The sequence below is a fragment of the Achromobacter sp. CF-sbj1-Ac2-l genome (assembly GCF_052698165.1).
In genome coordinates, this window is sequence record NZ_CP199855.1 from 2,810,955 (window position 1) to 2,824,180 (window position 13,226).

General features: G+C 68.2%; 10 protein-coding genes and 1 pseudogene. 4 read left to right on the top strand and 7 right to left on the bottom strand.

The window, feature by feature from the left end:
• Positions 1-94: 94 nt before the first annotated feature.
• Both ACUDCK_RS12875 and ACUDCK_RS12880 read right to left on the bottom strand, forming a co-directional pair.
• Positions 95-2,182 (bottom strand): TonB-dependent receptor, encoded by a 2,088-nt coding sequence (locus tag ACUDCK_RS12875; protein ID WP_175167354.1) that lies wholly within the window; start codon positions 2,180-2,182, stop codon positions 95-97.
• Between the two features lie 59 nt (positions 2,183-2,241).
• Positions 2,242-2,595 carry a hypothetical protein gene (locus ACUDCK_RS12880; RefSeq protein WP_054502639.1) on the bottom strand — a complete coding sequence of 118 codons (354 nt, stop codon included), beginning with the start codon at positions 2,593-2,595 and terminating at the stop codon, positions 2,242-2,244.
• Positions 2,596-2,817: 222 nt separating this feature from the next.
• On the opposite strand from ACUDCK_RS12880, the gene ACUDCK_RS12885 reads away from it, so the two are divergent.
• Both ACUDCK_RS12885 and ACUDCK_RS12890 read left to right on the top strand, forming a co-directional pair.
• Positions 2,818-4,317: an AMP nucleosidase gene (locus ACUDCK_RS12885; protein ID WP_369815833.1), complete on the top strand. Its 1,500-nt coding sequence runs from the start codon at positions 2,818-2,820 to the stop codon at positions 4,315-4,317.
• 160 nt (positions 4,318-4,477) lie between these two features.
• On the top strand, positions 4,478-6,061 hold the full coding sequence (locus ACUDCK_RS12890; RefSeq protein WP_277355994.1) for an amino acid permease: 1,584 nt from the start codon (positions 4,478-4,480) through the stop codon (positions 6,059-6,061).
• Between the two features lie 96 nt (positions 6,062-6,157).
• On the opposite strand, the gene ACUDCK_RS12895 is transcribed toward ACUDCK_RS12890, so the two are convergent.
• The 3 genes from ACUDCK_RS12895 to ACUDCK_RS12905 form a co-directional block, all read right to left on the bottom strand.
• Complete coding sequence (locus ACUDCK_RS12895) at positions 6,158-6,442, bottom strand: helix-turn-helix domain-containing protein (protein ID WP_064522994.1); 285 nt, start codon at positions 6,440-6,442, stop codon at positions 6,158-6,160.
• Positions 6,439-6,783, bottom strand: coding sequence for a hypothetical protein (locus tag ACUDCK_RS12900; protein WP_064522992.1), 345 nt, complete (start codon positions 6,781-6,783; stop codon positions 6,439-6,441). Before ACUDCK_RS12900 ends, ACUDCK_RS12895 begins: the two co-directional genes overlap by 4 nt.
• A gap of 298 nt (positions 6,784-7,081) precedes the next feature.
• The gene (locus ACUDCK_RS12905; RefSeq protein ID WP_054502637.1) at positions 7,082-8,011 is read right to left on the bottom strand and encodes a YicC/YloC family endoribonuclease; all 930 of its coding nucleotides are present in this window, start codon (positions 8,009-8,011) and stop codon (positions 7,082-7,084) included.
• Positions 8,012-8,190: 179 nt separating this feature from the next.
• On the opposite strand from ACUDCK_RS12905, the gene rph reads away from it, so the two are divergent.
• On the top strand, positions 8,191-8,925 hold the full coding sequence (rph, locus tag ACUDCK_RS12910; RefSeq protein WP_445659315.1) for a ribonuclease PH: 735 nt from the start codon (positions 8,191-8,193) through the stop codon (positions 8,923-8,925).
• Between the two features lie 16 nt (positions 8,926-8,941).
• Here the strand turns inward: rph and ACUDCK_RS12915 are convergent, their stop codons facing one another.
• Entirely contained in the window at positions 8,942-10,312 is a 1,371-nt protein-coding gene (locus ACUDCK_RS12915) for an MmgE/PrpD family protein (RefSeq protein WP_175167483.1), read from the bottom strand.
• Positions 10,309-11,469, bottom strand: coding sequence for an acyl-CoA dehydrogenase family protein (locus ACUDCK_RS12920; protein WP_175167352.1), 1,161 nt, complete (start codon positions 11,467-11,469; stop codon positions 10,309-10,311). The genes ACUDCK_RS12915 and ACUDCK_RS12920 overlap by 4 nt, the downstream gene beginning before the upstream one ends.
• A gap of 233 nt (positions 11,470-11,702) precedes the next feature.
• On the opposite strand from ACUDCK_RS12920, the pseudogene ACUDCK_RS12925 reads away from it, so the two are divergent.
• Positions 11,703-13,088 (top strand): annotated as a pseudogene (locus ACUDCK_RS12925) (methyl-accepting chemotaxis protein); the annotation flags it as partial.
• Positions 13,089-13,226 lie beyond the last annotated feature (138 nt).

A 13,226-nucleotide genomic window follows, 5' to 3' on the forward strand; every position in this document is an offset into this window, starting at 1 on the left:
AGTTTCATTACATTTGTAGTGCAATGCAGCATTTCCCCGTCGCGCCCGTTACCTCATGCCGTCAGGAAAAGGTAACGGGCGCCAGGCGTGGGGCTCAGAAACTGCCGCGCAGGCCGACCATCACGGCGCGCCCGCCTTCGGGAGCGACGTCGCGCAGCACCGAGGTGGCGTAGCGGATGTCCTGGTTGGTCAGGTTGATGCCGCGCACGTAGGCCTGCCATTGCACCGCGGCGACTTTGAAGCGGTAGCCGGCGGTGGCGTCCAGGCTGTAGTAGCCGGCGGTGGCCGTGTCGTTGTCCGGGCGGCTGTGCTGGGCGAAGGCCTTGGACACGCTCAGGCCGGCGCTGTAGGGGCCGTAGCCGTAGTCCAACCCCACCCGCAGGCGCAGCGGCGGAATGCGCGGCAGCGAGCGGCCGGTGTCGCTGTTGCGGGCCACGGTGTAGTCGCCCGACAGGCCCAGGTCCAGCTTGTGGCCGCCCGATTGCAGCACGCGCGTGCTGCTTTCCGCTTCCACGCCGTACAGGCGCGCGGACACGCCCTGGTAGCGGGCCTCGGGCAGGGCGCCGTCATCGCCGGCCGCGACCAGGTCGCCGTTATCGTTGCGGAAACGGCCGGTGTTCATTTCGGCCAGGTAGTTGGAGAAGCGGCTGTAGAACACGCCGACGCTGGCGCTGTCGGCGTCCTTTTTGTAGCGCAGCGACAGGTCGCCGGACCAGGCGCGTTCCTTGGCCAGGTTCTGGTCGCCCAGCAGGTATTGGCCGGTGGCGGCGTGCGGGCCGTTGGCGTACAGCTCGTAGAAGGTGGGCGCGCGCTCGGTGTAGGCGGTGTTGGCGGCCACCGACCAGGCGCTGTCCAGCTTGTAGATGCCGCCCAGCGAGAAGCTGCCGGCGGTGAAGGTGCGGCGGTTGGAGCCGTCGAAGCGTTCGTTGCCGCCGCCGCCCGGCGTCAGGCGGGTGTGGTCGGCGCGCGCGCCGGCGCTCAGCGTCAGGCGCTCGTTGATCTTCCATTCCTCCAGCGCGAACAGCGCGGCGGAATCGGTGTCAGTGGTGGGCACCAGCGCTTCGTCGCCCAGCGCCGAGAAGCGCGTCTGGCCCAGTTGCAGGCCGACCACGCCGCGCAGCGGCCCGATGTCGGCGTGGCGGGCCTCGATCCGGGCCTCGTAGCCGCGGTTCTTGAAGATGGTGCCCGTCTCGCCGTCCTCGATTTCCTTGTGCTGGTAATCGGTGTAGGCGAAGTTCATCTTGACGCTGGTGAACAGGCCTTCCAGGTCGCGCAGCTCGCTGGCGAAGCCGAAGCGTTCCTGGCGCATCCTGATGCGCACGTCCGGCTCGGCCACCGAGCCGTAGTTCGAGTCGTAGCCGCTGTAGGACAGGCCGGCGTAGCCGCGGTCGCCGGTCCAGGACATGCCGAGCGCGCCGCCGCTGGCCTGGCCGTCGCTGTTGGGCAGGGTGCCGCGCGGCTGGTCCCGGTCGGGGCCGTCGATCGCGCGTTGCTGCGAGGTGCGGGCGTAGCCGGGAATGCGCAGGTCGCCGGTCTTGCGGCTGAAGGCGTCGGCGTGGATGGCGAAGTTGCCGTCGCCGCCTTCGAGCTGGATTGCGCCGTTGCGGTCGTTGTTGGCGCCGCCGTAGCTGCCGGCAACGTCGCCGTGGATGCCGTCGATGGGTTCGGTGGGAATGCGGTTGTCGATGGTGTTGACCACGCCGCCGATGGCGCTGCCGCCATACAGCAGGGCGGCCGGGCCGCGCAGGATTTCGACGCGGTTGGTGGACAGCGGGTCCTGCGGCACCGCGTGGTCGAACGACAGGGACGAGGCGTCGAGCGAGCCGACGCCGTTGTTGAGCAGGCGGATGCGGTCGCCGTCCATGCCGCGGATGATGGGGCGGCCCACCATCGGGCCGTAGGTGGTGGTGGAGACGCCGGGCAGCCCGTTGAGGGTCTCGCCCAGGTTCGAGGCGCGCCGCAGGTCGAGGCCGGTGCCTTGCACCACCGTCGACGGCGAGGCGAGCGCTTCGCTGCCCAGCGGATTGGCGGTGATGATGACGGGCGACAGCGTGGTGGCGTCGGCGGCGGCCTGGGCGCGGGCGGCCTGCGGCAGGGCCAGCAGGCAGGCGAGGGCGAGCGGGCTGAGGGTGAAGGCGCGCAGGGACGAGCGCGTCCCCGCAAAGGAAGAAGCAATAGACATGGTGGCAGTCCTGGGTGCCGGCCGATGGACGGCGGCGGTTGGAATCGGGCGCGAGGGGATCAGGCCGCGGCGGGCGGGGCGCGCGATTGGAACCAGGGACTGGTGACGAGCGTGGCGCCGCGCGGGGTGGGCGGCGGCGGCGTCAGCCGGGGCGGACTGCCGTTGATGACGGGAAACGAGGCTGGCAGCGTTGCGTCCAGCAGATCCCAGATATGGCAGAGATCGCAGTGGCCGAGCTTGTCGGGGGTATGCGCGGCGTCCTGGCTGGACTCGGGTGCGTCATACAGGTGCGCCAGCGCGTGCCGGACTCCGCCCAGCGGCGCCAGCAGCAGGCAGGCGCACAGCCACGCCAGCGTCGCCCATCGGGCAAGGCGCTGAGTCGGGCGGGGGCGAAAGCCGGTGGCCGGCGGCATGGGCAGGGCGTAAAAATGGAAAAACGGAATGATATATTGTTTCTATCGCAATGACGACCCTGGCGCCGGAGATCGGGCGTCAGATGGCGTCTGGTCAGGCGGGCCAATATGGCACTTCATCGAGCGATTGGGTCGGGCATAATCGGTGCCATCGGCCCTTGCCGGTTTGATCGCCGACAGCGGCCGCTGAAAACAAGACCATAAGAAAGCGGAGTCCAGCGCATGATGAACGCAGTACACCCTTTGTCCTCGATGAACCGGCCCGAGGCCATTCCTTTCGAGCCCTACCAAGACGCGGTGGCGGCGGTCGACCGGCTGGCGGAGATCTACGCCCGCAACACGGCATTCCTGCGGGCGGCGTTCCGCGAAGTCCTGAAAGGCTCGTCCAATGGCCGCGAACGGGCCCGGGCCTATTACCCGGCCATCCGTATCCTGGTGGAAACCTACGATCCCATCGATACCCGCCTGTCGTACGGCCACGTGGCCGAACCCGGCATCTACCAGACCACCATCACCCAGCCGGCGCTGTTTCGCGACTATCTGATCGAACAGGTGGGCCAACTGCTGCAGAACCACCGCGTGGCGGTCGAGGTTGGCGAATCCGATTCGCCCATCCCGCTGCACTTCGCTTTCCCCGAGGGCGCGTATGTCGAAGGCGAGCATCTCGAGGCGCTCAAGCGCCCGCTGCGCGACCTGTTCGACGTGCCCGACCTGGCGGTGACCGACGACGCCATCGTCAACGGTTCGTGGCGCGGCAAGGAGGGCGAGCCCAAGCCGCTGGCGCCCTTCACGGCGCAACGGGTGGACTATTCCCTGCACCGGCTGCAGCACTACACCGCCACGGCGCCGGCGCATTTCCAGAATTTCGTGCTGTTCACCAACTACCAGTTCTACGTCGACGAGTTCTGCGCCCGCGCCCGCGCGCTGATGGCCAGCGGCAACGAAGACTACGAGATGCTGGTGGAGCCGGGCAACCGCATCACGCGGCGCGGCGAATCCGGCCCGGCCGACGACGGCCAGGCGCAGCGCCTGCCGCAGATGCCGGCCTATCACCTGGTGCGCGGCGACCATTCGGGCATCACGCTGGTGAACATCGGCGTGGGGCCGTCCAATGCCAAGACCATCACCGACCACATCGCGGTGCTGCGCCCGCACGCCTGGCTGATGCTGGGCCACTGCGCCGGCCTGCGCGATTCGCAGCGGCTGGGCGACTACGTGCTGGCCCACGGTTACGTGCGCGAGGACCACGTGCTGGACGACGACCTGCCCACCTGGGTGCCGGTGCCGGCCCTGGCCGAGGTGCAGGTGGCGCTGGAGCAGGCGGTCGAAGAGGTCGCCGGACTGTCCGGCTGGGACCTCAAGCGCATCATGCGCACCGGCACCGTGGCCACCATCGACAACCGCAACTGGGAATTGCGCGACCACGTCGAGCTGGTCGAGCGTTTCGCGCAGTCGCGCGCCATCGCGCTGGACATGGAGTCCGCCACCATCGCCGCCAACGGCTTCCGCTTCCGCGTGCCGTACGGCACGCTGCTGTGCGTGTCGGACAAGCCGCTGCATGGCGAATTGAAATTGCCGGGCATGGCCAGCGCGTTCTACCGCCGCCAGGTCAATCAGCACCTGGAAATCGGAATCCGGGCGCTCGAACGCCTGCGCGACATGCCGCCCGAGCGGCTGCATTCGCGCAAGCTGCGCACCTTCATGGAAACGGCGTTTCAATAGCCCCGGCGTGAATATCCCCCGCGCGGGGACGGATCCACGCCTGCCCCCGGCCGTTTCGACGACCGGGGGCAGTTGCGCTATGCTCGCGCGTTGCGTGGAAATCCCACGGCGCCCGGGGGCACAATCCGCGGGGGCTTTTTTGCTCTGAAGGAACACGACTTTGGCATTGACGGAACACGACCAGCACCGCGACGGCGGCAAGAAGGGGGCGGCAGAACCGTCCGAATTGCGCCGCGCCCTGTCGGCGCGCCACCTGACGATGATCGCGGTGGGCGGCTCCATCGGGACGGGGCTGTTCGTGGCCTCCGGCGCCACCATCGCCCAGGCCGGTCCGGGCGGGGCGCTGCTGGGTTATGTGTTGATCGGCGTGATGGTCTATTTCCTCATGACAAGCCTGGGCGAGCTGGCCGCCGCGATGCCGGTGTCCGGGTCGTTCTCGACCTACGGCGCGCGCTATGTCGAAGATGGCTTCGGCTTCGCGCTGGGCTGGAACTACTGGTACAACTGGGCCGTCACGGTGGCGGTGGACCTGGTGGCCGCGCAACTGGTGATGGCGTACTGGTTTCCCGACGTGCCGGGCGTGTACTGGAGCGCGCTGTTCCTTGCCATCACTTTCGGGTTGAATGCGCTGTCGGCGCGCGGCTTCGGCGAGGCCGAATTCTGGTTCGCGCTGATCAAGGTGATCGCCGTGCTGGCGTTTGTCGCCATGGGCGTGATGATGCTGCTGGGCATCATCCGCGGCGGCGAGGATGGCGGGGTGGCCAACTGGACCGTGGGCGACGCGCCGTTCGCCGGCGGTTTCGCCGCCCTGATCGGGGTGGCCATGGTAGTGGGCTTTTCGTTCCAGGGCACCGAACTCATCGGCATCGCCGCCGGCGAATCCAAGGACCCCGCGCGCAACCTGCCGCGCGCCGTGCGCCAGGTGTTCTGGCGCATCCTGCTGTTCTACGTGATGGCGATCCTGGTGATCGGCCTGCTGATTCCCTATACCGATCCGCACTTGCTGCGCAATGACGTCACCGACGTCAGCGTCAGTCCGTTCGCGTTGATCTTCGAACGCGCCGGGCTGCTGGCGGCGGCCTCGATCATGAACGCGGTGGTGCTGACCTCGGTGCTGTCGGCCGGTAATTCCGGCATGTACGCGGCCACCCGCATGCTCTACAGCCTGGCGCGTGACGGCAAGGCGCCGCGTATTTTCGGCCGGGTGGCGCGCAACGGCGTGCCGCTGTGGGCGCTGCTGGCCACCACCGTGGTGGCGGCGCTGTGCTTCTTCTCGTTCATCTTCAGCCCCAAGGCGGTCTACATCTGGCTGCTGAACACCTCGGGCATGACCGGCTTCATCGCCTGGCTGGGCATTGCCATCAGCCATTACCGGTTCCGCCGTGGCTACGTCAAGCAGGGCCGCAACCTGGCCGACCTGCCGTACGTGTCGCCGTTCTTCCCGTTCGGCCCGATCTTCGCTTTCGTGCTGTGCCTGGTGATCACGCTGGGGCAGAACTACCAGGCCTTCCTGGAACACCGCATCGACTGGGGCGGCGTCGCGGCCACCTACATCGGCATTCCGCTGTTCCTGCTGATCTGGCTGGGCTACCGCCTGGCCAAGGGCTCGCGCTTCGTCAGCTACAAGGACATGACGTTCCCGGACGCCCGGGCGCGCAGCGCCTACCTGGATTCTGCCCTGCGCGGCGAGCCCGCCACGGTCGGGCCGGAGACGGCGCCCACACCAAGTACTGGCGGCCGCTGAAATGCGGGTTCCCCCGTTGTCCTGGTGCCGACGAACGGCGCCGAGGCAGCGGGTCGCCGACAGCCCGCACGAGCAGAAGCGCTACAAACGTTCAACTTACGCCAGTGCTTCCATCACCGCTTCGGGGTTCCGTTCAATCACGTTGAGCAATACCAGCGCCGGGCCTCGCGGAGAGCGGTCACCACGTTCCCAGTGCCGCAACGTCGCGGTGGAAAAGCCGAATCGGGCGGCGAATTGCTCCTGGGTCATGCCCACTTTGGCTCGTACCGCCTTGACGTCGACTTGACGGGGGCGGTGCACGCGCACGCCCCGGGTATCGCCCTCGGCATGGGCGATCGCTTCGTGCAGGCCCTGCTTGATGTTGTTGAATGTGCTGGTCATGATTGCGCTCGCCGGTTCCAGAGGTTCGTCAAGACGTCGACCAGACTGGCAAGATCATTGCGCTCCGCCTTGGTCAGATTGCCTTTGTCGCCTTTGGCAAAGAGCGTCAGCAGATATAGGGGCATCTGGTCATCGTGATAGTAGTAAACGACGCGCACGCCCGCGCGCTTGCCGTGGTCGCCGCGGCGCCAGCGCAGCTTGCGCACGCCGCCCGTGCCTTCCATGATGTCTCCGGCCTTGGGATTCCCCGCCAGATAGTCGATAAGGTCTTGGCGTTCCCGCTCGGTCAGAAGCTTGTCGGCCAAGCGAATATAAGAGGGCAGTTCGACAAGGCCGTGCATGACTTCGCGTGAGTCCTATCCTAATCCATTGGATTAGCTGATACAAGAGCAACTGGCATTGTATGGATAGGCGGCGGGCCGATCGGCGGGCCTGAGACCAATTCGTCATCCCTTTTGGGGCGAGCAGCCAATGTCGGTGGCAAGCCCGGGAATAGGAGGCGGCAGGAGGAGGTTGATCATCCGGACTGCCGGTCAAAGCAGGGCCGAAGTCCTGCCATTTGCGGCGCTGGGTGTCGGGGCTCGGCCAAGCCGAAGCGACAAAGATCGGCAATCCGGATGCGTGAGTCTTGCGTACCCGTCACTCGATGTTCTGCGCCTGTTCCCGCATCTGCTCGATCAGCAGCTTCAGGTCCATGGCGGCGCGGGTGACTTCCATGCTGCCGGCCTTGGAGCCCAGCGTATTGGCCTCGCGGTTCATTTCCTGGAACAGGAAGTCCAGGCGCTTGCCGGCGCTGCCGGCGTTTTTCTTGCCTTCGGCCTTGCCGCCGCCGTCGGTCAGCAGGTGGCGCAGCTCCGCCACGTGCGAGCGCAGGCGTGACAGTTCCTCGGCGACGTCGATGCGCAGCGCGAACAGGTTGGCTTCCTGCGACAGCCGCTCGGACAATTCGGCGCCCGAGATATGGGTGAAACCGCCGGGGAAAGCCGTTTCCACGCTTTCACGCAGCTTGGCGGCGAGCTTGTCGCGGTGGTCGGCGAGCAACTGCGGCAGGTGGTTCTGCACCAGTTCGACGATGGCGGCCACGCCGTCGGCACAGTCGCGCATCATGCCGGCCAGGCGTTCGCCTTCGCGCGCGCGGCCTTCCTGCAACTGCTTGAGCGCTTCCTGGGCGGCCTGCATGCAGGCGGCGCCCCAGACCTGCGGGTCGAGCGCGTCGTTGGCGCGCTGGCCGGGCCAGTTGAACAGCTCGACCAGTCGCGGGGCGGCGATGTCGGGCAGGACGCGGCGCGCGGCCTGCAGTTGTTCGGCCAGCGTTTCGAGCCAGGCGGGGTCCAGCCTGGACAGGTCGGCGCTGACGTTGCGGGTGTAGGACACGCGGATCTCGACCTTGCCGCGCCCCAGTTGCGCCGTCAGCAGTTCGCGCAGCGGCGTCTCGACGTGGCGCAGCTCGTCGGGCAGGCGGAAATAGAGGTCGAGGAAGCGGCTGTTGACGCTGCGCAGTTCCAGCGCCAGCGTGCCTTGTTCCAGGTCTGCCCGGGCGTTGCCGAAGGCGGTCATACTGCGAATCATGGTGTCGATATCCTGTTGCTTGTTTTGGATCGGGCCGCGCCGGTTCCGCCTGTCCGTCGTGCGCGGACGCGGGCGGGTATATGCAACCCGTGTATCGCGGCAGGATACTCCAAACCCGGGCGGGGCCGCGACCCGCAGCCCGTACAATGCCGCCAACCGAATCTGATTGGAGCCTTGCCATGACCTCTGCCACCGCCATTGCCCGCCCGTCGGGCCGCGCCGTCGACGAACTGCGGCCGTTCAGCCTGGAGCGCGGTTTCACGCGCTACGCCGAAGGGTCGGTACTGGTGAAGGCCGGCAACACCCACGTGCTGTGCACGGCCAGCGTGCTGGAAAAGGTGCCGCCATTCCTCAAGGGCAAAGGCGAGGGCTGGGTCACGGCCGAGTACGGTATGCTGCCGCGCGCCACCCATACCCGCGGCGACCGCGAGGCCGCGCGCGGCAAGCAGAGCGGCCGCACCCAGGAGATCCAGCGCCTGATCGGCCGCAGCCTGCGCGCCGTGTTCGACATGCGGGCGCTGGGCGAGCGCACGCTGCACCTGGATTGCGACGTGCTGCAGGCCGATGGCGGCACGCGCTGCGCCAGCATCACCGGCGCCTGGGTGGCCGCGTCCGACGCGGTGGCGCTGCTGATGCAACGCGGCGACCTGGCCGTGAACCCGATCCGCGACGCGGTGGCGGCGGTGTCGGTCGGGCTGGTGCAGGGCCGTCCGGTGCTGGACCTGGACTATGAGGAAGACTCGGCCTGCGACGCCGACGTCAACGTCATCATGACGGGCAGCGGCGCCTTCGTGGAAGTGCAGGGCACGGGCGAGGGCGCGACCTTCACGCGCGCCGAACTGGACGCGATGCTGGGCCTGGCCGAGAGCGGCATCGCCGGCCTGGTGCGGGCGCAGCGGGCGGCGCTGGTGTAAGCGGTCGGCGCGGGCCTCAGGGCAGCAGGGCGCCCACCTTGCCGGCCCGCTCCAGGTCCCAGATCGCTTTGATCAGGCCGCGCAGCTCGGCCTCGGTGGCGGCGTCGGCATAGCGGCCCAAACTCAGCGTCTTGGTTTCGATCTCGTCGCGCGACAGGGTGTTGCCGGGATCGCCCTTGGGTTCGTCGACGCGGCCGTGCAGCACGCGGCCGTCGCGGGTATGCACCGTGACCTTGCCGATCCAGCGCTGCGGATAGGCGCCGTCGACTTCCGGATCCAGTTCCATCGTGACCCGGCCGCGGAAGTCGGCCACCGCCGGATCGTCCAGCGCGGCGTCGAATTCCGGCAGGCCGGCGCGACCCTGGCGCGCGATCAGGCCCAGCACCGTGCCCATCGAGAACTTGGACTGGTGCACGGTGCGCGGATCGACCACCGGCCCCAGCACGTCGATGGCGCCCTGGTGCACGTGCGCCACCACGCGCGCGATATCGCTTTCGGCCAGCTTGTGTTCGCGCAGCACCTGCTGCAGGGCGTCCGCCGCCGGATGGGTGTGGCGGCACGATGCATGGAACTTGAACGAGGTTTCGGCCAGCGCCCAGCGCGTGCCAAGGCGGTCGGTCAGGCGGGCCGGGTCGGCGTCGCTCGACATGCCGGCGGCCATGCCCTGCGGCCCTTCGAGGATGTGGCGCGCGCCGGTGAAGCCTTCCTGCGCCAGGTAGGCCGCGGCGATGCCGTTGGCGGCGGCGCGGGCGGTATGCAGTTGTTTGGAATCGGCGGCGTCGCGCAGGAACTCCCACAGGCCCGCCGCTTGCGTGCCGGCCGAGCCGAAGGCGTCCAGCATGGCCGCGGGCGACAGGCCCAGCAGGCGGCCGGTGGCCGCGGCGGCGGCCAGCGTGCCGGCGGTGCCGGTGGTGTGGAAGATCTTGTAGTGCGAACGGCCCAGGAATTCGCCGACGCGGATGCCGACTTCGTAGCCGGCCACGGCCGCCACCAGCAGGTCGCGGCCGCTGCGGCCCAGCGCCTGGGCCACCGCCAGCACCGGCGGGAACACCACGGCCGCGGGGTGGAACACCGACCCGTTGTGCACGTCGTCCTGCTCGACCACGTGGGCGGCGGCGGCGTTGACCATGGCGGCGAACACCGGCGAGGTGCGGCGCCGGTTGATCAGGATCTCGCTGGGGCCGTCCGCCGGCCCCATGGCGGCGGCGTAGCGGTCGATGGCCAGCACCGGGCGCGACGCGGCGCCCGCCAGGATCGAGGCCAGGCAGTCCAGCAACAGGTCTTCGGCGCGGCGCAGCACCGGGGCGGGGATGTCCTCGAAGCGCAGGTTGGCGGCGAAGGCGGCGAGGGTGGCGCTGGGGTGGGAGGTGTCGGGGGTCATGGTCAGAAGGAGCGCGGCAGGCCCAGGATGTGTTCGGCGACGTAGGACAGGATCAGGTTGGTCGAGATCGGCGCGACCTGATAGAGACGGGTCTCGCGGAACTTGCGCTCGACGTCGTATTCGGTGGCGAAGCCGAAGCCGCCGTGGAACTGCAGGCAGGCGTTGGCGGCCTCCCAGGAGGCGTCGGCGGCCAGCAGCTTGGCCATGTTGGCCTGCGCGCCGCAGGGTTCGTGCGCGTCGAACAGGCGGCAGGCCTCGTAGCGCATCAGGCTGGCGGCCTCGACGTTGATGTGGGCGCGGGCGATGGGGAACTGCACGCCCTGGTTCTGGCCGATGGGGCGGCCGAACACCATGCGTTCCTTGGCGTAGGCGGTGACCTTGTCGACGAACCAGTAGCCGTCGCCGATGCACTCGGCGGCGATCAGGGTGCGCTCGGCGTTCAGGCCGTCCAGGATGTACTTGAAACCCTTGCCTTCCTCGCCGATCAGGTTGTCGGCCGGGATCTCCAGGTTGTCGAAGAACAGCTCGTTGGTCTCGTGGTTGACCATGTTGGGGATCGTGCGGATCGACATGCCGTGCTTGACCGCCTCGTGCAGGTCCACCAGGAAGATCGACATGCCCTCGGACTTGCGCGTGACCTGATCCAGCGGCGTGGTGCGGGCCAGCAGGATCATCAGGTCGGAATGCTGCACCCGCGAGATCCAGACCTTCTGGCCGTTGATGACGTAGCGGTCGCCGCGGCGCACGGCGGTGGTCTTGATCTTGGTGGTGTCGGTGCCGGTGGTGGGCTCGGTCACGCCCATCGACTGCAGGCGCAGCTCGCCGGCGGCGATGCGCGGCAGGTATTCGCGCTTCTGCGCCTCGGAACCGTGCCGCAGCAGGGTGCCCATGTTGTACATCTGGCCGTGGCAGGCGCCCGAGTTGCCGCCGCTGCGGTTGATCTCTTCCATGATGACCGAGGCCTCGGTCAGGCCCAGGCCCGAGCCGCCGTATTCCTGGGGAATCAGCGCGGCCAGCCAGCCGGCTTCGGTGAGCGCGCGCACGAAGGCGTCGGGGTAGCCGCGTTCTTCATCGACCTTGCGGAAGTATTCGGCGGGGAATTGGGCGCACAGGTCGCGGACGGCTTCGCGGATGTCCTGGTAGGCGTGGGAGGCGTGAGGCATGGGGTGGGCTGCGATGTCGACAGTGAAATGGAATTCGGGACAGGATCGAATGTGCCGCAAGGCGCCGCGCCTGCCAATTCACAATTCATTAATACCGGGTTCCTGTTCGCAAAAGCGCATTTGTGTGACGGCCGTTCGTCATGCGGGGGGCCGGGTTGTGTCAAGAAATTGCCAAACTGCATCCCCATAATCGCGCCGATGCGCCTGTGTGGCGATGCAACAGACGGATGGATATGCGGAAAAATCTCAGGGTGACGACGGCGGTTTCCGCCATTCTGGCAGTGTTTGTGGTGCTGTTCGCGCTGGCCGCGGCGGCCGGGATCTTCGTGCTGCGCGAAAACCGCGCCGACATCGAGGCGCTGGGTCGGGGCAGTATCGAGCGCGCCAGCGACCTGTCGGACATGACCAGCAGCCTGTTCCAGGCGCGCGCCGCGCTGACCGACGCCAAGACGGCCATGGAGGGCGGGCTGGAGGAAGCCCGCGACCAGTCGCTGAATCATGCCGATGCGCTGCTCAGGCAGGCCGCTGCCAGCCTGGCGCGGCTGCGAGCCAATCCCGACACCAGCGCCCAGGGCGCGCCGCTGTTCGACCAGGCGCTGGCGGCCTATGCCGCTTTTGCCGACCAGACGCTGGCGCCCATGTTCAAGGCCATCAAGGGCTGGAACGGCATCGAGGTGAATCGATTGGTCGACAAGGTGTTGCCGGCATCCGGCTCGGCCTACGTGAAGCAGGCCGACGCCTACCAGGCCTATGCGCGCCAGCAGGGCCAGGCCGCGGTGGCCGGGGCCAGCCAGACCATGCAGCGCGTGACCGTGGTGGCCGCGGCGGTGCTGGGCTTCGTGCTGGTGCTGGCGGTGTTGATCCGGCTGGGCTTTCGCCGCCGCATCCTGCGGCCGCTGAACGAGGCTGGCGCGCATTTCGACCGCATCGCCGACGGCGACCTGACCGGCCACATCGCCGTCCATGGCGACAACGAGATTGGCGTGCTGTATTCGGCCATGCGCCGCATGCAGACCGGCCTGTCGGCGGCGGTGGCGTCGGTGCGCCATGGTGTCGAGGAGATCCATACGGGCTCGGGCGAGATCGCGGCCGGCGGCGCCGACATGTCGGACCGCACCGCGCGCCAGGCCGGTTCGCTGCAGGAGGCCGCGGCCAACATGACGCAACTGGCCCATACGGTGCAGATGACCGCAGGCAACGCCGATCTGGCCAGCCGCCAGGCGCTCAGCGCGACCCAACTGGCCCAGCGCGGCGGCCAGGCGGTGCAGGAGGTGGTGACCAGCATGCAGGGCATTGCCGACAGCGCGCGCCGCATCGGCGAGATCGTCGGGGTGGTGGACAGCATCGCCTTCCAGACCAACATCCTGGCGTTGAACGCGGCGGTGGAAGCCGCCCGCGCCGGCGAGCAGGGCAAGGGCTTTGCGGTGGTGGCGGGAGAAGTGCGCTCGCTGGCCCAGCGCAGCGCCCAGGCGGCCAGGGAAATCAAGGGCTTGATCGAGGATTCGGCCGCGCGCGTCGAGGCCGGCGTGCGCCAGGTCAACCTGGCCGGCGACACCATGCGCGACATGCTGGCCTCGGTCGACCGCGTGACTCAGATCGTGGCGGAAATCTCCAGCGCCACGGCCGAGCAGGCCGCGGGCATCGCCTCGGTCAATGACGCCGTGGCGGATATCGAACGCTCGACCCAGGAGAATGCGGCAATGGTCGAACAGACCGCCGCCGCGGCCGCCGCGCTGGAACAGCAGGCCCAGGGCCTG